Origin of the sequence: Rhodococcus mengyinensis, from assembly GCF_048381435.1 — a bacterium.
Taxonomy (GTDB): domain Bacteria; phylum Actinomycetota; class Actinomycetes; order Mycobacteriales; family Mycobacteriaceae; genus Rhodococcus_F; species Rhodococcus_F opacus_D.
This window is the reverse complement of record NZ_JBLWIT010000134.1, coordinates 19847-41591: the sequence shown is the minus strand read 5'-3', so window position 1 is coordinate 41591 and position 21745 is coordinate 19847. Positions and strand designations below refer to the sequence as shown.

18 protein-coding genes and 2 pseudogenes are annotated in these 21745 nt (G+C 66.2%); 5 read left to right on the top strand and 15 right to left on the bottom strand.

Annotated elements, in window-relative coordinates; genetic code table 11:
• Positions 1 to 27: 27 nt before the first annotated feature.
• From ACNJ7E_RS32660 to ACNJ7E_RS32645, 4 genes are read right to left on the bottom strand one after another with little or no spacing between them, the layout of a single operon-like run.
• The gene (locus tag ACNJ7E_RS32660) at positions 28 to 792 is read right to left on the bottom strand and encodes an amino acid ABC transporter ATP-binding protein (RefSeq protein ID WP_418341857.1); all 765 of its coding nucleotides are present in this window, start codon (positions 790 to 792) and stop codon (positions 28 to 30) included.
• Positions 789 to 1724 carry an amino acid ABC transporter permease gene (locus ACNJ7E_RS32655; RefSeq protein ID WP_418341856.1) on the bottom strand — a complete coding sequence of 312 codons (936 nt, stop codon included), beginning with the start codon at positions 1722 to 1724 and terminating at the stop codon, positions 789 to 791. The genes ACNJ7E_RS32660 and ACNJ7E_RS32655 overlap by 4 nt, the downstream gene beginning before the upstream one ends.
• Positions 1725 to 1735: 11 nt before the next feature.
• Positions 1736 to 2659 carry a transporter substrate-binding domain-containing protein gene (locus tag ACNJ7E_RS32650; RefSeq protein ID WP_418341855.1) on the bottom strand — a complete coding sequence of 308 codons (924 nt, stop codon included), beginning with the start codon at positions 2657 to 2659 and terminating at the stop codon, positions 1736 to 1738.
• Positions 2656 to 3954: an alpha-hydroxy acid oxidase gene (locus ACNJ7E_RS32645; protein ID WP_280780107.1), complete on the bottom strand. Its 1299-nt coding sequence runs from the start codon at positions 3952 to 3954 to the stop codon at positions 2656 to 2658. Before ACNJ7E_RS32645 ends, ACNJ7E_RS32650 begins: the two co-directional genes overlap by 4 nt.
• A 123-nt stretch (positions 3955 to 4077) precedes the next feature.
• Here ACNJ7E_RS32645 and ACNJ7E_RS32640 point away from each other — a divergent pair, with 123 nt between their 5' ends.
• On the top strand, positions 4078 to 5730 hold the full coding sequence (locus ACNJ7E_RS32640) for a PucR family transcriptional regulator (protein WP_418341854.1): 1653 nt from the start codon (positions 4078 to 4080) through the stop codon (positions 5728 to 5730).
• Between the two features lie 53 nt (positions 5731 to 5783).
• Here ACNJ7E_RS32640 and ACNJ7E_RS32635 read toward each other — a convergent pair whose 3' ends face one another.
• The 3 genes and pseudogenes from ACNJ7E_RS32635 to ACNJ7E_RS32625 all read right to left on the bottom strand — a co-directional run bounded on the left by ACNJ7E_RS32635 (position 5784) and on the right by ACNJ7E_RS32625 (position 8912).
• Positions 5784 to 6974 carry a YbfB/YjiJ family MFS transporter gene (locus ACNJ7E_RS32635; protein WP_418341853.1) on the bottom strand — a complete coding sequence of 397 codons (1191 nt, stop codon included), beginning with the start codon at positions 6972 to 6974 and terminating at the stop codon, positions 5784 to 5786.
• 41 nt (positions 6975 to 7015) lie between these two features.
• Positions 7016 to 7922 (bottom strand): annotated as a pseudogene (locus ACNJ7E_RS32630) (LysR substrate-binding domain-containing protein).
• A 5-nt stretch (positions 7923 to 7927) separates the two neighbouring features.
• A pseudogene (locus tag ACNJ7E_RS32625) lies at positions 7928 to 8912 on the bottom strand (nitronate monooxygenase).
• A gap of 104 nt (positions 8913 to 9016) precedes the next feature.
• On the opposite strand from ACNJ7E_RS32625, the gene ACNJ7E_RS32620 reads away from it, so the two are divergent.
• From ACNJ7E_RS32620 to ACNJ7E_RS32605, 4 genes are all read left to right on the top strand, one after another.
• The gene (locus tag ACNJ7E_RS32620; RefSeq protein WP_280780103.1) at positions 9017 to 9886 is read left to right on the top strand and encodes a LysR family transcriptional regulator; all 870 of its coding nucleotides are present in this window, start codon (positions 9017 to 9019) and stop codon (positions 9884 to 9886) included.
• 840 nt (positions 9887 to 10726) lie between these two features.
• On the top strand, positions 10727 to 10975 hold the full coding sequence (locus ACNJ7E_RS32615) for a hypothetical protein (protein ID WP_418341852.1): 249 nt from the start codon (positions 10727 to 10729) through the stop codon (positions 10973 to 10975).
• Entirely contained in the window at positions 10972 to 12375 is a 1404-nt protein-coding gene (locus ACNJ7E_RS32610) for a sugar porter family MFS transporter (RefSeq protein ID WP_418341851.1), read from the top strand. Before ACNJ7E_RS32615 ends, ACNJ7E_RS32610 begins: the two co-directional genes overlap by 4 nt.
• Complete coding sequence (locus ACNJ7E_RS32605) at positions 12375 to 13319, top strand: carbohydrate kinase family protein (protein WP_418341850.1); 945 nt, start codon at positions 12375 to 12377, stop codon at positions 13317 to 13319. Before ACNJ7E_RS32610 ends, ACNJ7E_RS32605 begins: the two co-directional genes overlap by 1 nt.
• A gap of 677 nt (positions 13320 to 13996) precedes the next feature.
• Here the strand turns inward: ACNJ7E_RS32605 and ACNJ7E_RS32600 are convergent.
• Genes ACNJ7E_RS32600 through ACNJ7E_RS32565 form a run of 8 tightly spaced genes read right to left on the bottom strand, consistent with a single transcriptional unit; the run spans position 13997 to position 21682 of the window.
• Complete coding sequence (locus ACNJ7E_RS32600) at positions 13997 to 14938, bottom strand: ABC transporter substrate-binding protein (protein ID WP_418341849.1); 942 nt, start codon at positions 14936 to 14938, stop codon at positions 13997 to 13999.
• A 51-nt stretch (positions 14939 to 14989) separates the two neighbouring features.
• Complete coding sequence (locus ACNJ7E_RS32595; RefSeq protein ID WP_418341848.1) at positions 14990 to 15697, bottom strand: class II aldolase/adducin family protein; 708 nt, start codon at positions 15695 to 15697, stop codon at positions 14990 to 14992.
• Positions 15694 to 16848, bottom strand: coding sequence for an LLM class flavin-dependent oxidoreductase (locus ACNJ7E_RS32590; RefSeq protein WP_418341847.1), 1155 nt, complete (start codon positions 16846 to 16848; stop codon positions 15694 to 15696). The genes ACNJ7E_RS32595 and ACNJ7E_RS32590 overlap by 4 nt, the downstream gene beginning before the upstream one ends.
• Positions 16845 to 17951, bottom strand: coding sequence for an LLM class flavin-dependent oxidoreductase (locus ACNJ7E_RS32585; RefSeq protein WP_280780096.1), 1107 nt, complete (start codon positions 17949 to 17951; stop codon positions 16845 to 16847). Before ACNJ7E_RS32585 ends, ACNJ7E_RS32590 begins: the two co-directional genes overlap by 4 nt.
• Positions 17948 to 18991: an ABC transporter substrate-binding protein gene (locus tag ACNJ7E_RS32580; protein ID WP_418341846.1), complete on the bottom strand. Its 1044-nt coding sequence runs from the start codon at positions 18989 to 18991 to the stop codon at positions 17948 to 17950. Before ACNJ7E_RS32580 ends, ACNJ7E_RS32585 begins: the two co-directional genes overlap by 4 nt.
• Complete coding sequence (locus ACNJ7E_RS32575) at positions 18988 to 19794, bottom strand: ABC transporter ATP-binding protein (protein WP_280780094.1); 807 nt, start codon at positions 19792 to 19794, stop codon at positions 18988 to 18990. Before ACNJ7E_RS32575 ends, ACNJ7E_RS32580 begins: the two co-directional genes overlap by 4 nt.
• Positions 19791 to 20651, bottom strand: a complete 861-nt coding sequence (locus ACNJ7E_RS32570; protein WP_418341845.1) for an ABC transporter permease — start codon at positions 20649 to 20651, stop codon at positions 19791 to 19793. The genes ACNJ7E_RS32575 and ACNJ7E_RS32570 overlap by 4 nt, the downstream gene beginning before the upstream one ends.
• Positions 20648 to 21682 (bottom strand): NrtA/SsuA/CpmA family ABC transporter substrate-binding protein, encoded by a 1035-nt coding sequence (locus ACNJ7E_RS32565; protein ID WP_280780093.1) that lies wholly within the window; start codon positions 21680 to 21682, stop codon positions 20648 to 20650. The genes ACNJ7E_RS32570 and ACNJ7E_RS32565 overlap by 4 nt, the downstream gene beginning before the upstream one ends.
• Between the last annotated feature and the right edge of the window lie 63 nt (positions 21683 to 21745).

Sequence of the window (21745 nt, the reverse complement as noted above, 5' to 3'; positions counted from 1 at the left end):
TCGATCTCGGGCGGGCGGGTGAGGTGCTCACAGCACCTTCGAGAGAAACGCGCGGGTCCTCTCCTGCTGCGGGTTCCCCAGAACCTCGGACGGCGGGCCTGCCTCGACGACGACACCCTGGTCCATGAAGACGATCTGATCGCTGACCTCGCGGGCGAACCCCAGCTCGTGAGTGACCACGACCATGGTCATACCGGCTTCCGCAAGGGACTTCATCACGTCCAGTACCTCACCGACGAGTTCCGGGTCGAGCGCTGAGGTCGGCTCGTCGAAGAGCAGCAACTTGGGCTTCATCGCCAGTGCGCGGGCAATCGCGATCCGCTGTTGCTGTCCCCCGGAGAGCTCCCGCGGGTATGCCTGACCTCGGTTGCCCAGTCCGACACGATCGAGCAGCACGTGCGCCTCCGCTGTCACCTCGTCGCGGGGTCTGCCGAGAACGTGGATCGGGGCTTCGACGATGTTCTCGAGAACGGTCATGTGCGGAAACAGGTTGAAGCGCTGAAACACCATCCCGGCATTCAGCCTGGACCGTGCCGTCTGCCGTGGCTTCATCTCGTGAAGCCGGCCATTGCGTTCCGAGTAGCCGATCAACTGTTGATCCACGTACAGGCGGCCCGCATCAACCTTCTCGAGGTGATTGATGCAGCGCAGGAACGTTGTCTTCCCGGATCCGGACGGTCCGATGAGGCAGGTCACCGAGCCGCGTTCGACACTGAGGCCGATGCCCTTGAGGATCTCGGTGGCACCGAATCGCTTCCGGACGCCCTGTGCTTTCACCATGACGGTGTTCATCTCGCCCTTCCCAGTGCAAATCGACGGCGTGCGGGGGCTATCGACGCGGTGAACCCGCGCGCGTAGTGTTTCTCGAGCTTGTCCTGGAAGAAGCTCAGGATGGTGGTCATCAGGAGATACCACAGGCTCGCGACGATGAGCAGCGGAATCGTCTGGTAGTTCAGCGAATAGATGATCTGCGCGGAGTACAGCAGGTCGGAGATCGCCAGAACGCTGACGAGGGTTGTCCCTTTCAGCATCGAGATCACCTGGTTCCCCGTCGGCGGTAGCACCACACGCATGGCCTGGGGAAGAATGACCCGGCGCATCAGCTGAGTCTTGTTCATTCCCAGCGCCTGAGCCGCGTCGTACTGGCCGTTGTCCACCGATCCGATGCCACCGCGGATGATCTCTGCCATGTAGGCCGCTTCGTTCAGAGACAACCCGAGGAGGGCGGCCCCGAGTGGCGTGATCAGCGTATTGACGGAACCGATCATGAATTCGGGTCCCCCGAACGGAATTCCGACCGAGATGGTGGGATACAGGGCTGCGATGTTGTACCAGAAGATCAGTTGGACGAGGAGCGGAGTTCCCCGGAAGAACCAGATGTAGCCCCGGCTGATCGCATTGACGATCGGGTTGTCCGACAGTCGCATGACGGCAAGGAGCGTCCCGAGCGAAATCCCGGCGGTCATCGAGACGATCGTCAGGATGATCGTCAGAACTACGCCTCGAAGTATCTCCGGGGCAAAGAGATAGGACGACACGACAGTCCAATGGAATCGGTCGTTGGTTGCGACGTTCCACGTCACCGCCACGGCGACGATGAGCAGTGCCAGTCCGAACGTCTGTCGCACAGGATGTTTGAGCGGCACAACCGGAATGGACGCATCCGGGGGCGCCGATACCGCGAACGGAGGCGGGAAGGCGTCTCGCGAGGCCAATTGCTGCATGGTAGGTCTCCTTATTGAGCCGCGTTGACGCGCGCTCGAGTGATCATCGCGGACTCCGAACCGTATTTTCCGAGGACTTCCCTGTACGCATCGCTGGCGATGACGGCGTCGAGTGCTGCGGACACGGCGTCGACGAGTGCGGGTTCCTTGGTCACGCCGACGGCGACGGGGGTGTAATCGAATGTGTCCGACAACTCGAGGGCGGGATTGTTCGCCGTGGCGTACGAGAGGATCGGGGAATCTGCCAGCACGGCGTCCTGCCGGCCACTGGTCAGCGCAGAAATCGCCTGCCGGGTGTCCTGGAACTGGCCGGTCAGGATCGGCGGCTTACCGGCGGCCGCGCACTCCTGCTCATAGGCCGGGATGTTGACGGTGAGCTGATACGAGCCCGTCAGGACGCCGACCCTCTTGCCGCAGAGGGTGTCCTTCGTGACGGGCTCCCCTCCCTTCGCGACGACGATGGCGTTTCCCACCTGCATGTAGTCGACGAAATCCATTGCCGCCATCCGCTTGGTGGTGGGCGTCATCGAGGACACCGTCATGTCGTAGCGTCCGGCTGCGATCCCGGGAATGATGGAGTCGAAATTGACGACCTTGATGTCGACGTCCACGTTCAGGGCCTTTCCGATGAGTCTCGCGATGTCGGGGTTCGTGCCCGTCATGTATCGTGTGCCCTCCGAATAGAACTGGGTGGGAGGTTCATTCGTCGGGATCGCCACCCGCAGTGTGTGCCGTGCGATCACCGAGCCGGGCAGCAGTGCGACGGCCGCTTCGTTCACCGCGAGTGACGGCGTGGTGTCGCCCTCGACAGGAGCCGAGGCCGGCGGGTCCGCAAATTCCTCGAGCCGGCCGCAACCGACCGTGGAGAAGAGGAGGGCGGCGAGTGCTCCGGCACACAGGAATCGGTGAGAGTAGCCTCCGGGACGACTCGTCATGACGAGGACTTCTGCTTCGGTGTGGCCGTGTGCGGTCCGGTGGACGCGTGCGTCGAGCGGGCGAAGGCGGCATGGCGGTTCCGAACGAGGGACGGCCCGTTGTCCTGCAGTTCCTTGATGCTCGAGACCCCCAGCAGCATCATCGTCCGGGTCATCTCCGCCGCGAAGATCCGCAGCACGTGCGCGACACCCTCCTGGCCCGCCGCCGCGAGGCCGTACAGGTACGGGCGACCGATCGCACACGCATTCGCCCCCAGCGCCAGCGCCTTGATCGCGTCCGAGCCGCGGCGGATGCCGCCGTCGACGATGAGCTCGACCCGACCGTTCACGCGTTCGACGATCTCCGGCAGCACGTCCAGCGGGGAGGCCATGTGATCGAGTTGCCGGCCGCCGTGGTTGCTGACCTGGATGGCGTCGATCCCGATGTCAGCGGCGATCGCCGCGTCGTCGGCGCTGACGCACCCCTTGAGCACGATCGGACCGCTCCATCGGGAGCGCAGGTCGCAGAGGGTGTCCCAGTCGGTGGGCTCGTAGGAACCCGACAGCAGGGTTCGCCACATATCCGGCGTGCTCGCCAGCGGCCCCTCCGCGATGGTCCCGTCGAGATTGGGGAAGGCGATTGCGTCGTTGCGCAGAAACCTCCACGCCCACAAGGGATGTAGTGCCCCTTCGATGACCGTCCGCGGTTTCAGGGACGGGGGTGCCGTGAAGCCGTTGCGGTAGTCGCGTTCGCGATGACCGATCGCTCGGCAATCGACGTTGACCAGCAGGGCCTCGTATCCCGCGTTCGCTGTCCGGTCGAGCATCGCCTGGAGCATGCCCTTGTCCGCCATCGGTTCGATGTTGAACCAGCGACGAAGGCCCGGGGTCTGTGTGCTGACCAGTTCCATCGGCGTCGTACTCAGGTGCGCCAGACCGTACGGGACATTCGCGGCGAGAGCAGCACGCGCCGCACCGAGTTCGCCCTCCGGGTGAAAGAGGCGTGTTCCCCCGGTGGGAGAGAGCATCAAGGGCATGGCAACCGGCGTGCCCAGGAGAGTCGACGCCAGGTCGAGGTTCTCCACCGCGCCCCACCGTGGCACGAACGACCAGTCGTCGAACGAGGAACGATTGCGGCGGACCGACGCTTCGTCTTCGCCGCCGCCCTCGATGTAGTCGAAGATGCTCAGCGGGAGACGCGCGGCGGCCATCTTTCGTACGTCTTCGATGCTGTGGCATCGACGTGCAAGCCGCTGCGGCACGGACCGAGCGGGGCCCTCGACCTTCACTAACGACCTGATATCTCTGAGTTTCATCGGGACTCCTCGAAGTGGTGCTGACACCCGGTGCGCGGGGTGGAACCAATAGTGATCCAGACCTCACCTGGTTGATATGGAGGAGTTTCCAAGCTGTGAACTACTGCTTGTAAGATCTTCCAAATGCATTTATCGGAGGAGTTGCCGCGGCACGGAGACGCGACACCTGTGCCGATCGCGCTGTCGGTCTGGACCGACCTGGTGCAGGAAGATCTACTGCACGCGAATCCGACGGCAGAGAACCTCCGCCGCCCCGTCGCCGACGTGCAGCTCTACGACGCACTCGACGACCAGGCGAACGTCAGAAACACCGTCGTCCTTGCGATGGGGGTGTCCTGCGGGTCGGCCGGATTCGAGCGAGTACTCGTCCACGCCGCCGACGGCGAGGCCGCCGCCGTGATCGTCAAAGCACGAGGAACACCGATCGAGGACCTGCGGGCCGCGTCCAGTCGTCACGACGTTCCCGTGCTCGTCGTCGGAGACGACGCGGATTGGACACGACTGATCGCGATGGCACGCACAGCGGTCGCGGGTGCTGCGGTCGATTCGGTATCGGGCGTGCGTCTGGGCGATCTGTTCGCCTTCGCCAACGCCGTAGCCTCGATAGCCAATGGAGCCGCCAGCATCGTCGATCCTTCGGGCCGCATCCTCGGATACTCCACGGTGCCGGGCCAGCCGATCGACGACCTACGGCGCGAGACGACTCTGACCCTGCAGGAGCGGACGCCCCCAGCCCTCGACGCCGATTTCAAGGTCGTCTACTCCTCCACCGCTGCACTGTTCGTGCAGTCGCCCAGCGGGATCGCGGACCGGCTGGCACTCGCGGTCCGGGCGGGCGGGGAACTGCTCGGATCGATCTGGATCATCGATCCCGGAGGTGAACGCCGCCAACCGGCCCTCGATGCGCTCGACAGGCTGGCTCCACTGGCCGGACTGCACATGCTCCACGCCCGATCCGCTTCCGACTTCACCGAGCGACGCAACGCCGACCTCATGCGGACATTGATGGACGATCCGGCCCAGGCCTCGTTCGCTGCCGCGCAACTCGGTCTCGAGTTCACCGACGGATTCGCCATCGCGGCGTTCGCCCTCGCCCACCCGAACGCCGGCAGCCTCGACGCCATGCGCGAGCAACATCGGCTACTGCAACTCGTGACCGTTACGTGCAACGTCCAGTTCCGCAGTGCGTACAGCGCCCTGATCGACTCGGTCGTGTATGCGCTGCTGCCCTGCGCGGGCGACTCTCCCCGGGCAGCCCACCGTCGCGTCATCCGTGACATCGGCTCCTACGCGACGACGATCAGCGCGCATCCCGTCGTCGCGGCAGTGGGCGGCATCGCCGCGCAGATCAGCGAGCTACCTCGATCCCGCACCGAGGCGGTGCGCACATTGCAGTACCTGATTCACCAGCAGTCGGTCACGCGAGAGAATCCGACACCTCGAGCCCCGGCAGCGGCTGTGTTCGAGGACTATTGGACCGAGCTCAACCTACTGGAGATCGGTAAGTACATCGCCGAGAAGCATCTCGACAAGTTCGACGTCATCGATGCGATTCGGGCGTACGACGCCACGCACCACACCGACTTTCTGATCACCCTGCGTGCGTACTTCGATTCGAACGCGAACGTGTCCAAAGCGGCGGACCGAATGCATGTCCACGGCAATACCATTCGGTACCGGATTACCCGTATCACCGAAGAGTTCCAGATCGACTTCGACAATCCGACCACGCGGCTATGGCTGTGGCTCCGACTCGTTTCGACAGACCTGATGTGAGTGGACGCATGCGGGTCGGGTCCCGCCTCGCACACCTGCTTTCGACGCCCTGCTCATTCGCCCGTCGCGCGCTGACGAAACCGGGTGATCAGTAGCGCGGCGGCGAGTGCTGCCGCCAGGACGATGCCCGAAGCGACGAGCAATGCCAGGTGGTAGCCATCGGAGAGCAGTGGCGTGACGATGAGCGGGCCCGCGATCTGACCGAGGCTGTATCCGGTTGTCAGTATCGCGACGGCGCGTGGGAACTGGAGGTGAGCGCCGATCGTCAGCGACATCTGACTGATGCCGAGGAATGTTCCTCCGAACAGGAAGGCGGAGATCAGGGCGGGCCAGATGCCGTCTGCCACCGCGGGCAGCGCGATACCGGCGGCCTGAACGACGAGGGCGATCACCAGCAGGATCGGGCGGGACCATCGTCGGCCGAGCGACGCCCAGAGTGGAGCGGACGGTAGCGCCGCCAGCCCGACGATCACCCAGGCGCCACTGCCGGCGAAGCTGCCTGCGGTGTGGTCGATCGCTGCGACGAGAAAGGTGCCGGCGATGATGTATCCGACGCCCTCGAGGGAATAGCTGATGAAGAGCGCACTGAACCGGCGGTGACCCTGCTTGGCCGACCGTCTGCGTTCGGCCGCCGGCGTCGTCGGAGCGCGTTCCGGTGTGAGAGTCCACGCCGCGAGGGTGCAGATCAGGGTCAGCAGTGCGGCCGCCCACCACACGGATCCCCACGTGCTCATCGATCGCAAGAGGAGGACGACGAGCCCGGAGAGGGCAATACCTGCTCCAATTCCGCCGAACGCCCAACCCGACAGGTGTGCCGCGTGCCCACTCAGAGTGGAGTGCATGGCGCTGACAGCGATGACGAAGACCATCGCACTGGTAGCACCCGCAACACAACGCAGTACGGCCCAGGCGGTTTCGTTCGATGTCACCGGCATGAGCGCCAGCGTGGCGGTCAGGATCAGCAGCGAGACACGCATGGCTGCCGCCGAGCGCACCAAGGCGGGTAGGACGATTCCGGCGAGCGCCCCGACGAGGTATCCGAGATAGTTCGTCGTCGCCAGAGCGGCGCCCGCCGACGGTGTCAATCCTGCCTGGGCCTCCATCAGTGGGAGCACAGGCGTGTAGACGAACCGTCCGATGCCCATGCTGGCCGCCAATGCGGCCCCGACCTGACCGACCGTGACCCACGGCGATGTAGGCGTGCGGAATGCGGTCAGCTCGCCGGCGCTGTCTACTGCGTTCATGCATTCTCTTTCAACAACATTCGGTGGGCACGCAGGTCCCTCTAGCGAGCCACGGATTTCAGGGAAGCCGGGCGGCTGGACTCGTGAGTATGGAACAGGAATCGCGACATGGCCGGGGTCATGGTGGAGTCCGTGCGGCGGATGAACAGGGTTTCCGCGCGCGAGTCGGCCGGTCCGAGGTGATGCACCTTCAAGGCCGCCGCCAACGGCGACGTGGTCACCACGCCCAGCGGCAACAGGGTCACGCCCATCCCCGCAGCCGCGCAGCCGCGCAGCCGCGGATGCCCTCGAGAGTTCCGAACTCGAGGACGTCCGGGCTCGGCACTCCGTGCTGCTCGAAGAGCCGCTCCAGGCGGGCCCGGTAGGCGCAGCCGGCCCGCAGGACGAGAACCCTGTGCCGCCGGCCATCGGTCATGACGGAGTCCAGATCGGCCACGCGAACGCCGCTCACCAGCACGAGTTGCTCGATGAAGACCTGCTCGGACACCAGGTCCGGGTGCCGCACCGGTCCGCAGACGAACGCACCGTCGAGTCGGTGCTCGATCACCTGGGTGGTCAGCGCGTCCGTGGTGTCGGTCGCCAGGGTGAAGTCGACCCGGGGGACTCTTCGCTGAACGCTGCCAGCACCCCGGGAAGCCGCAATCCCGCGGTGGTCTCCATGGAGCCGATCGCCAATCGTCCGCCCGGATCTCGATCGTCGCTGACGACCTGCCTCACTTCCCGCACGAGCTGAGTGATCTGCTCGGCATAGGGCAGGAGACGTTCGCCGGAGTTCGTCAGGGTCACGCCACGGGCATGGCGGCGGAACAGTTCCACTCCGAGTTCGTCGTCGAGCGCGCGGATCCGTGAGCTGATGTTCGACTGAACCGTCAGAAGTTCCTTCGATGCCCGGGAGATTCCGCCTGCGCGGGCCACGGCCAGGAAGAAGTTCAGATCGCCGATATCCATGGGAATTACCGTGCTTCACTCCACAGGTCCCGAACGATCTCCCCTGCGGGGGCCGAACGGGCACTGCGATAGCCGACACCGGCCCAGAGGGCGAGGCCGTGCGGGTCGCCGGCGGCGCCTGCTGCGGCACGCAACCCACTGGTCAGCAGGTGCACCTGCGGATATGCCGCCACCGCGTGAGCATCGAAGTCGGTGATGAAGTCATTGACCAGGCCACGCGCGGGACGGCCGGAGAATGCGCGAGTGACGACGGTGTCGGTGAAGCGGGCGTCGTGCAACGCGGCCCGGTGCGCGGGTTTGGTCCCTGCCTCGTCGGCGTCGAGGAGAGCGGTTCCGATCTGGACGGCGGTGGCACCGGCCGCGAGTGCCGCCGCGACGTCTGCTGCGGTCGCTATCCCACCCGCCGCGATGATCGGAAGGTCGATCGCTGAGCGGGCCGCCTCGACCAAGTCCCTCGTCGAACGTGGGTCCGGCTCGGCGTCGGGGTCGAGCGTCGCTCGGTGCCCGCCCGCGTCCACTCCTTGCAGACCTATCGCGTCGACGCCCACCCGAGCGGCCGAGCGCGCCTCGTCGACATCGGACACCGTGGCCACCACGGCGCTGCCGGCGTCGTGTAACCGATCGACGACGTCGCGCGGCGGAAGGCCGAAGGTGAACGACACCACGGGAACGGCACGCTCGACCGCGAGGTCGACCTTGGCGTCGAAGGCGTCGTCGTCGAAGTCGACGACCGCCGGCAGCGACACCTGCCTGCGCTCCGCGAGCGGCTGCAGCAACGACCGGTAGGCCTCCACCGCGGCACGGTCGGCCAGGGGGCGGCCGGGGACGAAAATATTGAGTCCGAACCGCGTCGACGGTCTTGTACCCGGCCGCAAGGAAACCGAGGCCACCGGCGGACGAGACCGCGGCAACGAGCTCGGGCGTGCTCGGTCCTCCTGCCATGGGCGCCCCGATGATGGGAATTCGGAGGCCGTCCTCGAGATCGAACACCAGGATCCTTTCGGTCGATGTGTGCGTGGTCTTTCCGTTCTCATCGTGCACCGCCGCATTGCGGAGCGGAAATGCTTCTTCGGCCGGATCTATGCTTGGGAGTTATGTCCATCGAACTGCGGCATCTGCGGGCGGCCGTTGCGATCGCCGACGCAGGCTCGTTCACCGCGGCGGCGAACGCACTCCACATCACCCAGCCGGCGCTCACCCGGACGGTGCAGCAGCTCGAGACCTCGCTCGGCGTGCGATTGTTCGACCGGACCTCGCGGGCACTTGCCCTCACCGAGGACGGTGCCGGGTTCGTCGAGAAGGTGCGCGTCATCCTCGGCGATCTCGATTCCGCGGTTGCGCTGTACACCAACCGATCCCTCGTCCTCGGCTTCAGTTGGCTCCTGCCCGATCCGTGGGCGCAGCAGGTGATCGACGACGTCGAGAAGAATTCCCGCGCCACCGTCGTTCCGCGTCGCTACGACGACCCCATCGCCGCACTGAACAACGCCACCGTGGACGCCGCCGTCGTCCGCCGGGATGTTCCCGGCGACGATTTCGTGCAGCACCCGCTGTTCGAGGAGCAGCGGATTGCGGCGGTCTCGACGGCGTCGCCGCTCGCGACCCGAGAATCGATCGACTGGGCCGAGTTCGGAACGCTTCCCCTGGTCATCAATACCCTCAGCGGCACCACATCCGAAGATCTGTGGCCGAACCACGACGGCCCGGTGGTGACGTGCTCGAACTTCGACGACTGGCTCGAATTGATCGCCGCCGATCGGGGTGTCGGCACGGTTCCCGAAGTTGCCCGCCGGCGGGTAACCCATCGGAACGTCCAGTTCATCCCGCTGGTCGGTGCGCCGCCCGCGGTCGTGAGGTTCGTGTACCGCCGCAACCGGGTGACACCGCTGCTGCGGGCACTGCGGGACGCCGCGATCCGGCACTCTCCGCCACCCGGCAGTGCCGCCGTCGGTCAACACGACTGACCGTCGCCGGTGAGCAGGCGAAGCCGGGCGACTCCCCGCTCCAGTTCTGCATTGCGGGATCGCAGGACATCGATCCCCTTTCGTAAACCATTGCGGGCCACGCGAGCGACTCCTGCATCCGCGTACGTAGACGAGCATGGCGAGTTCACGTTCGAGGTCTGCTGCGGTTCGATCGCCCACTGTCTCATCCTGCCCGAGTGGGCGGGAATCAGAGCGCGCCGCACGACAGACGCGAGAGGCACCGTCAGTCCGGCTTCCGTCGCTCGTCAAGGAAATCGGCATCGCCGGGTCGTTGTTCACGTTCGTCGTCGGCGTGGCGGCGCTTGTGTTGGTGTGGACGAAAGGTGCCGAAACGCGGGGCCGTTCCCTCGAGGTGCTCGAAGACGGCGTCACGACCGGCGAGATCTGCATCGGGATGCGCTGAGAGTGCCTTCGCCAACACCAACGAGTTGTGCGGGCTGAGGCTGTGGGGTGGTGGCCGCCCCGCCGGCCACATCCCGTTCCGGGCCAACAGTTTCACGCGCACGCCTGACGCTTTCGTGGAGACAGTCGAGCCCCCGCAGACTCCGCCCCTCCAGGCAGCGCGCGCCCGGAACTCTGGCTCGCCCCGGCGTGGAGGTGATCGCACTGCAGGCCGCCAAGCCACTTCGGCGTGTTGTTTTGATCTGCTTATTGGTGTCCGAATGTATGTGTTTAGGCCCGTATATGTTGACATGAGAGCCACGTCACAGCTATAACTGTCCGCAAGCTCATCGATACAGCGACGCAGGATCAGGCAGGGCCGCCTCGATCGGTCGCCGCCTCGGCTACGACAGCGAACCGCTAGGAAAGGCGCGTGACATGAAGTTCGTGGCCACAACCTCGTGCCCTACGGGCATCGCTCACACATGCCTGGCGGCGGAATCGCTGGAGCAGGCTGCCGCCCGCAGCGGTCACGACATCCGTCGAGACGCAGGGCGCTTCTGGCTCCGAGCCACTCGACCCCGCGGTCGACGGGCGATGGCGTGGGTGCCCAACCCATCGCACTGTGCGCGGAAATCCTTCTTTTCCAAGATATTTCAACCGCAAGAGGAAGTAGACATCTCGTGAAACCCATAGTTGTTCGGAGTGCCATAGTCGCCGCGACCGGCGGGCTGCTCTTCGGATTCGACACCGCCGTCATCTCCGGTGCGGAGGAACAGATCCAGCAGGTGTTCGCGCTCAGCGATGCCAAGCTGGGCTTCACCGTCACCACCGCACTCATCGGGACGATCCTCGGCGCTCTGGTCGCCGGCCGGCCGGCAGACCGGTACGGCCGCAAGAAGGCGCTCTACGTGATCGGCGTCCTCTTCGTTCTTGGCGCCCTCGGGTCTGCCCTGGCCCCGAACGTCGAAGTTCTGATGCTGTTCCGGTTCATTGGTGGCATCGGCGTGGGTGGTGCCAGCGTCTGTGCACCGATCTACACCGCCGAGATCGCCCCCGCGGCCAACCGAGGACGCCTGGTCGGGCTGGTGCAATTCAACATCGTGCTCGGCATCCTCATCGCCTATGCATCCAACGCCGTCATCCGCGCGGCGGTCCCCGGCGACAATGCTTGGCGCTGGATGCTCGGCGTCATGATCGTTCCGGCACTGGTGTTCGTCCTCATGCTGCCGACCGTTCCCGAAACGCCACGCTGGCTGGCCGCCAACGGTCGATGGGACGACGCGACCGCAACGAGCAAGCGCCTGTGCGCCACCCAAGCCGACGTCGACTTCCAGATGAGTGAGATCCGGGAGTCGCTGGCGGCCACCGCGAACATGACGAAGGTGCCGTTCTTCACGCGCGGGCACCGCAAGGTGATCCTGCTCGCCGTCGCGATCGCCGTCTTCAACCAGTTGTCGGGCATCAACGCGGTCCTGTACTACGCGCCACGGGTCATGCAGGAGGCCGGCGCCAGCACGAACGCCGCGTTCCTGATGAGCGTCGGGGTGGGCGCGATGAACTTGGTCGCCACCATGGTCGGGCTGAGCCTGATCGACCGGCTCGGCCGGCGCAAGCTGATGATCGTCGGCTCGATCGGCTACCTGATGTCCCTGGGATTCCTTGCCGCCGTGATGTTCTACTACGAAAATGCGCGCGGTGGCGAGTTCACCTCTACGTCGTCGATACTGGTGCTGATCGGGCTGATGGGATTCATCGCCGCCCACGCCGTCGGCCAGGGCTCGGTGATCTGGGTATTCCTCTCGGAGATCTTCCCGAATCGGATCCGTGGTCAGGGGCAGTCGCTGGGCAGCCTGACCCACTGGGTATTCGCCGCGATCACCTCGTTCGCCTTCCCGCCGATCATCGGTGCCCTCGGTGCCGGCGCCGCGTTCAGCATCTTCTTCCTCGCCATGGTCGGTCAGCTGATCTGGGTGCTGAAGGCGATGCCCGAGACCAAGGGTGTGCCGCTCGAGGAGATGCAGGCCGAGCTCGGCGTCGCACTCGACCACGGCCCGGACCAGCCGACCGCGGTACGGGCGCACTGATGACCAGCGTACTCAGCCTCGGCGAAGCACTGATCGACGTCGTCACCAGGCCCGGATTCACTCAGGAACACGTCGGCGGCAGCCTGCTCAACGTCGCGGTCGGACTCGGCGCACTCGGCCACCCGGCCAGCATCTGCTCCCACTGGGGCAAAGACCCCCGGGGAAATCTGCTCAGACAGTGGGCAGAGTCCGCCGGCGTGCAGATCACGCCCGGAACCGACTCCGCACACAAGACGTCGGTCGCGTTCGCCCGGATCGACGCGGACGGACACGCAAACTACGAGTTCGACCTGAACTGGGCGGTCCCGCAACTGCCGGACCTGGAACCGTTCGGGCATCTGCACACCGGCAGCATCGCCGCCACCGTCGAACCAGGCGGCTCGACGGTGGTCGTCGCCGCCGAACGGATGCGGCTCCTCGGTACCGTGTCATACGACCCGAACATCCGTCCCGCACTGATGCATTCGCCCGACACCGTCGTCGACCGCGTCGAGCACCTGGTCTCACTGTCCGACGTGGTAAAGACCAGCGACGAGGACCTCGACTGGCTCTACCCGGGCGTGCCGGTCGAGAACATCATGCGGCGGTGGGTGAAGACAGGACCAGCAATGGTGATCGTCACCCGCGGATCCTGGGGCGCCTACGCGCGACTGGCTCACAACCGGGACATGCTCCACATCGACCAGACACCGGTCACCGTGGGCGACACCGTCGGTGCCGGGGACTCCTTCATGGCCGGACTACTCTCCGGACTACTCGACGCGGGCCTGCTCGGCTCACCCCAAGCACGGGATCGACTCGCGGCTGTGGACTGGCCCGATGTCCAACCCGCACTGCTCCGCGCGATACACACGAGTGCGTTGACGGTCAGCAGATCCGGCGCGTACGCGCCCTCCCGGGCGGAAGTGCACGCCCTTCATGCGCTCGACCCGGCCCTCACCTGAACGATCGTCGCGGTCACCGAGGACACCATGCATGATTACCGGCGTTGACGCACAACCCCATTCACGAGAGGAATCACCCGACGTGCAACGGTTGTTCATCCGGCACAGCCACACCCCCGCCACCGTCCGCGGCGAACTCGGCACCCGCGTTCCCGGCCTGGGGCCGCAGTCAAGGCGAAGCCCGGCTTCGACCCCGAAGCTGACCTTCCAGGTCGAACCTGAGGTGATCGCCCACACCCGCAACGCGTGCGAGCGCGGCGCCGCCGCACGGGCGCAGTGGCAACTCGCATTCGACTCGTGGGCAGCGGCCAACCCGCAACGCAAGGCCCTCTACGACCGGGTTACCGCCCGCGAACTGCGAACGATGTCGCCCATGGCCTCTGCGGTTCAGGCAAGAACTTCGATTGCGAGTGCGGTGCAGATTCTGTCTTCGACGGCGAGTTGGATCCTGAGCGAGGACTTCGCGACTTCGAGCGCGAACTCCGTGCGCCGAGGTGAAGGTACACGATGCCCGACACCCACAGGACATAGGCTTTGTTCCACCGCTCATGGTGAGTGTCGGCGAGTCGAACCAGGTCAGCGCAACCCGTCGATCCGCCGCCTCGTACGGGTTTGCGCGTCGCGCCACGTGAGGTGCCGGGCGAGTTCGCCGCCCGGAACCTGACGCCGCGAGCTACCTAGACGGTCGAGCGTGCGGTGCCGACGAACTCTCCGATCCACGGAACCACGGCGTCGCGCACCTGAATCGGTCGTGTAAGCAACCCGTTCGACAGCAGCAGGTCGGCGGCGCGTTGCTGTTCGTCCAGGAATTCCTCGGTGACCGGGTTGATGCCGAACGGCCGTCCGCGCAGCGCTGCCTCCCACGCGTCGAGACTTGCTGTGCCACCTCGCCGCTCCACGTCGTCGACGAAGTACTGCGCGGCCGCGTGGGGATTCCGCTCGATCCATTCGTCCGATTCCTGCAGCGCCTCGATGATCGCGCGCAGTTGTTCCGGGTTGTTCTCCGCGAAATCTCGGCGTGTGAACCACAGCGACGGATGGCTGAACAGTCCCTCGGTCTCGACGAGAGTGCGCAGCTCGGTATCCGCTTCGATGTCCGTCAGTCCCGGGTAGGCGCCGACCCAGGCATCGATGGCGCCGCCGACGAGTTCGGCTCCGCCTTCGCGCACGTCCGTGTCGACGGGCACGATGTCGGACCAGGTCAGTCCCACCCGGTCGAGCGCGAACAGCAGCAGCGTGGTCTGCCAGGACCCATGGGCGATCCCGACCCGTTTCCCCCGCAGATCGGCGACGGACTCGATGCCCGAGTCCGCCTTCACGACGAGTCGGCCGTTCTCGACGCGGGGACCGGAGATGCCGATGTAGACGAGGTCACGGCCGTGGGCCAGGCCGGTGATCGGCGGGGTGAAGCCGGTGCCGATGACGTCGTATCCGCCGTCGTCGAACAGCCAGTCCGAATGCAGGGTCGGAAGGGCATTGACGGGATCGACAGGCGGCTTCGACGGGAGTTCACGAAGGTCGACCCATTCGATGTCCGGTAGCCGGCGTTCGAGCATTCCGGTGTGCCGGAGCACGAAGAGCGAATTGTTGTGCGGGAAGTATCCGACGCGCACTGTCATGATCTCTACCTGTTCTGTTTTGGTTGCCTATGGGGACGGGGGACGATGGTGTTAGATGAGACCGCGGCGGCGTGCCTCGTCGGCGAGACCCGAGCGCCCCCACTGCACCGCGAGATTCGACGGATCGAATTCGACGGACCCGCCGAGCGACTCCGCGATCGCCTGGAACTGGGCGCCTTCCTCGAGTAGTACGACGAACTTCGCGAGGTCTAGCAGTCCGCTCCGACCGATCACGTTGACCCCGCCGTTCGCTTCGAAGATGGCCACCAGATCCGGGTCGTGTTGCAGGCGTTCGAGAATGAACTCGCCCGCCGATCGGGACCGGTCGATGTGGGGCGGAATCTCGCGGGAGAGCGTCAGGCGCTGCGAGGCCGCGTACCGGATCGGCAGAGTGCGGTGGGTCTGCGCCCACCCGCCCAGCCACGGGGTGTGAATGTGCACGACGCTGGTGATCTCGGGGTGCTGCCGGAAGACGGCGGCGTAACCGGTGACGAATCCCGCAGAGCCGTTGCCCGAGAGCACCTCACCGTCGAACGTCGCGACCACTGGTGACACACCCGGATCGTCTGCCCACGGGCCGGGGTCGTTGAGCGCGACCGCGATCTCGGTGCCCGGCACGCGTTCGACGAAGTTGACCGTGCCGTTGGCCGACACGGTGCCGGTGCTCCGGAAGACGGTGAACGCCTTGTCGGCGTCGCGGCGCGCGGCGTCGACGAACGTGGCGATCTGCGGGTCCAGTCGGTTCTCGGTGGTAGTCACAGCGTGTCCTGTCCGGAAGTGATGGGTGATGTGCGTTGCAGCAGGGGAAGTACTTCTTCGCCGACGCGGTACGCCTCCTCGAGGTGGGGATTGCCGGCGAGGATGAAGGCGTCCACGCCGAGTGCGCGTAGTTCGTCGAGACGTTCGGCGACCTGCTCGTAACTGCCGACCAGGCCGAATGCGGGGCCGCCTCGGATCAGGCTGAAGCCGCACCAGACATTGGGCTGGACTTCGAGGTCCCGGTAGCCGGTGATGTGTTCGGGTACCCAGCCCTTGATGCGGGCCGCCCCGACGGAATCGCCCTGCGCCGCCCGGTTTGCGGCATCCTTGTCGACGAAGGCCCAGCCCTTCTCGATCTCCGCCCAGGCCGCTTCTTCGGTGTGGCGGGCGACGATGTCGATCCGCACAGCGAACTTGGGGGTGCGCCCGAGTTTCGCGGACTGCTCTCGTACGCCGTCGAATTTTTTCCGCAGGTCTGCGTACGGCTCGAGCCAGGACAGGTAGTAGTCCGAGTGCGTGCCCGCGGCGGCGACGGCTGCCGCGGACGAGCCGGAGAAGTACACCTCGGGGAACGGTTGTCCGGCCAGACCAGGAGCCAGGGCCGCACCGGCGGTGCGGAAGAACCGGCCGTCGAAGTCGAATGGCTCTCCGTCCCAGACCCCTCGGAGGACGTCGAGGAACTCGGACGTGCGGGCGTAGCGGTCGTCGTGATCGACTTTGTCTCCCCACCACAGCTGAGGGCCACCGCCGCCGCCGCTGATGATGTTGTAGACCAGCCGGCCTCCGGTGGCGCGTTGCAGGCTCGCGGACATCCTGGCCGCCTGCACCGGGTGCAGGAACCCGGGCTGGAAGGCGACCATGAATCGGTACGTGGTGGTCTCGGCGGCCAGCGCGGCCGCGGTGGCCCAGGGGTCTTCCGTCATCGGGAAGGACGGCAGCAGACCGCCCAGGAACCCGGCCGACTCGGACGCCTTCGCCACCGCGGCCATGTGGTCGATGTACCCGTAGCCGTCGAGTTCCCCGCCCCGGATCGCCGGAGCGATATTGCCGGGTCGGTGGCCACCCGCGTCGCCGCGGTTGTAGCGCCGCGGCGTGCGCAACGACGCGTGATCACCTTCCATCCCGATGCGCCAGTAGAAGTCGACGCTCATGAGTGCGCCTCCTGTGTGGCGAGGGTGCGTCCGGCGGGATCGACCAGATGCAGAAGGTGCTCACCCGCGCGATGGAGTTCCTCGATGTGCGGGCGTCCGGCCAGGACGAAGCCGTCGGCGCCGCGCTCGCGGAGCGACGACAGTTGCCGTGCGACGTCCTCGTAGCTGCCGACGAGTCCGATGCTCTGCGGGTGGCCGAGGCGGTCGAAGCCCGCCCACCGGGACTCGCCCCGGTCGAGGGCGCGGGGATCGTCGATGCCGGGGCCGGGGTGGACTTCCCGCCACAGGCGCTCGACGCGTGCCCACGCCTCGTCGGATGTCTCCCGCGCGATGACCGGTACCCGCAGCAGCGTCCGCACCGATCGCCCGTGCTCACGTGCCAGGGCTGCCAGGGTCTGCGCGGGACCCTCGAAGCCGGATTCGGTCAGCGCGAACTGATGCACGTCACCGTGGCGGGCCGACAACGCGAGGGCGTCCTTACAGTCCCCGGTGAGATGAACGACGGGGAACGGCAGTCCGGACAGGATCCCCCGGAAGCCGCCGTCGATCACGTCGTAGTAGTCGCCTGCGAACTCGTACCCGGTGCCTCCGAACCCACCAGGAAGGATCTCCTCGTCGTTCCACACCCCGCGGGCGACCGTGAGGAATTCGGCGGCGCGGGCGTAGCGGTCGCGGCCGGTGACCCGATCGCCGCGCGAACGTGCGTCTGCGGGATCGGTCTCCACCGCCAGGCGCCACTCCAGCCGGCCACCCGAGAGCCGTTGCAGGGTGGCCGACATCTTCGACGCGTAGACCGGGGTTCCGAAGGCGGGGTGGAATTCCACGGCGACCCGTGCGTGGCGTGTCTGCCGGAGTGCGGCCGCGGCCACGATCCAGGATTCCTCGCCCGACGGGTCGTATCCCGCGACCACACCGTCGACCCCCGACAGTTCCGCGGCGTGGATCACCTGGGCGAGTTCGTCGAAGGGGCCGAATCGGCCGGGACGCAGATCGGTGGCGACGCTGTGCGGGGTCCCGACCCCGAAACCACCGCGAGTGCCGAGTTCGGTGGCGACCCTGCGTCCGTCACCGCGAGTCGGTAGTTCCCAGTAGAAGTCGGTCACTGCGGTGCCGCCTTCTCGGCGTCGAGCTGCGCGCGTGCCTGCCGGAGCGGTTCGTGCGCAACCCACGAGGCGAGGTCGAAATCGTGGGCGAGGAAGCCGTGGGCGTAGAGGAACTGCTTCTGCACACCCAGCAGATCCACCCGCTCATCGGACAGGCTCAAGTGAAGGCCGGTGTGAAAGTTCTCGCCGTATGCGGCGACGACGCCTTCGGGTCCGGACTGGGTTTCGGTCTGGAACACCGCACGTACCTGTTCGACATTCGCGGCCGCCCAGTCGGCGGCGCGCAGACTCTCGGCGAGAAACCCGATCACGATGTCCGGCCGCTGCTGAAGAAGGTCTTCGTGCACGGTGACCGGTCGCGGGGTTCCATTGTTGACCCGGACGCGAAGGGCGTCGGTGGAATCGAGGTCCACCGCCACCACCAGTCCGTGCTGTCGCGCCACCTCCTGCGCCCGGGCACCCTTGACGTAGATCGCGTCGACGTCACCGGCCAGCAACGGCTCCACGCCCCAGGTGGTGTTGCGATCAGGGTTGGCGGTGCGAACCTGCGGGGCTGCCGTCGTCGGGACCTCGACGAGATGCACCTCGGCGAACGTGAGACCGCCGAGTCGCAGAGCGGAGGCAAGACCGTGCAGCGCCATGGCGCGCGGGAAGCTGCGTGCACGATCGGCGGCCCAGGCGGGGATCCCGATGCGGAGTCCTCGCAGCCCGGTGGCGTCGCGGACCTCCGAATCGCCGCGCACCAGGATGGCCTGGGCCTCGTCGATCCAGGTGAGACCGATCAGCCGTGTCGGGGATCCTTCCGCCCGCGCGGCGAGAGCGGGGACGTTGCCGCCTTCACGGATCAGGCCCGGCAGCTGGTGATCGAAATGCCGCACTGCCAGTTCGGGGCCCGCGTCCTGCAGCACACCGAATTGCACCCCGGCCGTCTCCGCGGTGCGCCCCAGCCACCCGAGGTTGTTCGCGAGGCCGCTCGCGGTGGGCACCGGGCAGCGGGTGTACCAGAGCGTGTCGATAGCACTGCCAGTTGTCACCGTCATGAAATGTCCTGTCTGGTAGAGGAATGGCGACCTACGCCCAGCTGGGCGAGGAAGGTCGCCCGGTAGCGCAGCGCCTCGGGGTCGTTGCGGTCCCGCGGGCGTGGGAGGTCGATGTCGACATCCACCGCGAAGCCGCCGTTGTCGAGGATCAGGACGCGGTCGGCCAGCCGGACGGCTTCGTCCACGTCGTGGGTGACGAGCAGAACGGCGGGGCGGTGGCGGGCGACGAGGTCGCCGACGAGATCTTGCATCTGCAGCCGCGTGAGGGCGTCCAGCGCCGCGAACGGCTCGTCCAGCAGCAGCAGTTCCGGTTCACGAACGAGGGCACGGGCGAGCGCGACCCGCTGCGCTTCGCCACCGGAGAGGGTGGCGGGCCACGCACGTTCCTTGTCCGCGAGGTTCACCTCGGCCAGCGCGCGACGCGCGTTGTCGCGGGTGAGCTGTGCACGCTTCTGCCCCACCGACACATTCGCCAGAACACGCTTGGACGGGATCAGCCGCGGCTCCTGATACACGACCGTGCGTTGTCTCGGGACCAGGACGTCGCCGCCGTCCGGCGGTTCGAGTCCCGAGAGCAGTCGCAGCAGGGTCGTCTTTCCGGTGCCGCTCGGGCCGAGCAGGACGACGAACTCGCCGCGAGTGATCTCGAGGTCGATTCCGGAGAGTACGGTCTTGTCGCCGAACGACTTCCGCACCGCGGACAGCGACACCGCGAGGGGCGACCCGGTTCGTCGTTCCGCCGCGGTCGTCGCGGTGCGTTCGCGCGGCGCCAACGGTGGCAACGGTGCTTCTGCGGCGCTCATCGGGTCACCGACAGCTGCCGCCACGGCATTGCGAATTTCTCGATCACGCGAACCACCGCGTCGAAGACCAGGCCGAGGATCGCGTACATGACGATGCACAGGACCATGTAGTCGGTGCGGTTGTACTCCTGCGCGAGCGTCACGAGGTAACCGATCCCTTCTCGGGTACCCACCTGCTCTGCCGCGATCAGGCCGGTGATGCTCAGCGACAGGCAGATACGCAGACCCATCAACACCCCCGGTAGTGCGGTCGGCAGGATTGCGCCGAAGACCAGTCGCCAGCCGGTGAGCCCGAACCCGCGGGCGGCCTCGACCATCTTGCGGTCGACTCCCCGCACTCCGAGGTAGGTGTACGCGTACATCGGGGCGAGGGTGGCGACCGTGATGAGGACAACCTTGAACGTTTCGTCGATACCGAACCAGGCGATGAACAGCGGAACGAGCGCCAGGAAGGGTACGGCGCGGTTGATCTGCATCGTCGAGTCGATCAACTCCTCCCCGAGTGCGGAGAGGCCGGACAACACGCCGAGGACGAGCCCGATCAGGACACCGCACCCCACACCCAGTGCGGCCCGCTGCAGCGACGCGAGGCCGAAGTCGAGTAACTGACCCGACTGATACAGCTCCACGAACGCCTGCCACACCGCGGGCGGCCCGGCGAGGATCTCCGGGCTCAACAGCCCCGACGACGACCCGACCGACCAGGCGGCGACGAGCAAGGCAGGTACGAGGAACCGCAGGGGAATCGAGATCCATCGAGGCCGCTCACGGGTTCGGCGATAGCGGGGCGTCTCCAGCTTCGGAGCCGCAGGCGCGTCGCTGCGCACCGAACTCGACAGGGTCACCACCGCAGTCACTTGCCCTCGGCCGAGGTGGTGTCGAGCGCCGCCGGGAGATCGAAGATCACGTCACTGCCCTTCAGCGGCTGTTGAATCACACCGTTCTCGGCGAACAGCGCCGAGATGGACTCCAGGTCGAGGGCATCGGCTGCGGTCGGGTACCGAAAGTTCGTGATCTGGCCACCGAGCGCAATCGCGTCGTCGAGTCGCTGACCCGACAGTGCCCTCGGGCCGGTCTTCTCGAAGACGTTCTCGAATGCGGCCGGATCCTGCTGCTGCTTTTCCGTGAGCTGCTGCGTCACTTCGAGGAACTTCTCGACCACGTCAGGATGCTCCTCGAGGACCTTCGTTCGGCCGGCGATGATGGTGCTGTCCACCGAACCGATGCTCGCTTCGGTGGCGATCTCGACCGCGCCCTTCGCCTTCGCCTCCTGGTACGGGATCAAAAATGACGCCCAGGCGTCGACCTGACCGGTGGAGAACGCCGAGGCGGCATCCGCCTGCTGCAGCGGCACACGCTCGACGGAGTCCACAGGAATTCCGGCCTGGGTCAAGGCCTTCAGGGTGATGTACTCACCCTTACCGGCCGGGTTGACCGCGATCCGCTTGCCGGGCAGATCCGCCACCGACGTGATCCCGGACTCCGGTCTGGCGATGATGCCTGCCTGATCCTTGTTGTAGGGGTCGGACGTGGCGAAGATGCGGACACCGACATCCTTGGAGAGGGCACCGACCACAGGACTGTAGGCGCCGGTCTGGATGTCGAGTTCACCGGTGTTGAATAGTTTGAGGTTGGAACTGAATCCCGGTGTGGTCTTTACCCATTCGATCTTGGCACCCAGCGGAGCCAACGCCTCGTCATAGGTTCCGTCACGCTTACCGACGGCGATCGCACCGGAGTTGCCCGGATCGAAAACCTTCAGCGTGAATTCGGCGCCGGAACTGGCGCCTCCCGAGGAATCGGAGGATCCACACGCCACCGCCAACCCGGCAAGCGGGATCAGGGCGAGCGCTGCGGCGGCTCGTGGCAATCGGCGAATGCGGGACATGTGGGTAGCTCCTTCAACGGATGAATCGTCAGCTGTGACGACCGTTGACGCTATGTTCTCCGC

Bases quoted from the DNA above. Each gene is read 5' to 3' on its own strand.
- ACNJ7E_RS32660 (WP_418341857.1), bottom strand. From the start codon at position 792: ATGAACACCGTCATGGTGAAAGCACAGGGCGTCCGGAAGCGATTCGGT.
- ACNJ7E_RS32655 (WP_418341856.1), bottom strand. From the start codon at position 1,724: ATGCAGCAATTGGCCTCGCGAGACGCCTTCCCGCCTCCGTTCGCGGTA.
- ACNJ7E_RS32650 (WP_418341855.1), bottom strand. From the start codon at position 2,659: ATGACGAGTCGTCCCGGAGGCTACTCTCACCGATTCCTGTGTGCCGGA.
- ACNJ7E_RS32645 (WP_280780107.1), bottom strand. From the start codon at position 3,954: ATGAAACTCAGAGATATCAGGTCGTTAGTGAAGGTCGAGGGCCCCGCT.
- ACNJ7E_RS32640 (WP_418341854.1), top strand. From the start codon at position 4,078: ATGCATTTATCGGAGGAGTTGCCGCGGCACGGAGACGCGACACCTGTG.
- ACNJ7E_RS32635 (WP_418341853.1), bottom strand. From the start codon at position 6,974: ATGAACGCAGTAGACAGCGCCGGCGAGCTGACCGCATTCCGCACGCCT.
- ACNJ7E_RS32620 (WP_280780103.1), top strand. From the start codon at position 9,017: ATGTCCATCGAACTGCGGCATCTGCGGGCGGCCGTTGCGATCGCCGAC.
- ACNJ7E_RS32615 (WP_418341852.1), top strand. From the start codon at position 10,727: ATGAAGTTCGTGGCCACAACCTCGTGCCCTACGGGCATCGCTCACACA.
- ACNJ7E_RS32605 (WP_418341850.1), top strand. From the start codon at position 12,375: ATGACCAGCGTACTCAGCCTCGGCGAAGCACTGATCGACGTCGTCACC.
- ACNJ7E_RS32600 (WP_418341849.1), bottom strand. From the start codon at position 14,938: ATGACAGTGCGCGTCGGATACTTCCCGCACAACAATTCGCTCTTCGTG.
- ACNJ7E_RS32590 (WP_418341847.1), bottom strand. From the start codon at position 16,848: ATGAGCGTCGACTTCTACTGGCGCATCGGGATGGAAGGTGATCACGCG.
- ACNJ7E_RS32580 (WP_418341846.1), bottom strand. From the start codon at position 18,991: ATGACGGTGACAACTGGCAGTGCTATCGACACGCTCTGGTACACCCGC.
- ACNJ7E_RS32575 (WP_280780094.1), bottom strand. From the start codon at position 19,794: ATGAGCGCCGCAGAAGCACCGTTGCCACCGTTGGCGCCGCGCGAACGC.
- ACNJ7E_RS32565 (WP_280780093.1), bottom strand. From the start codon at position 21,682: ATGTCCCGCATTCGCCGATTGCCACGAGCCGCCGCAGCGCTCGCCCTG.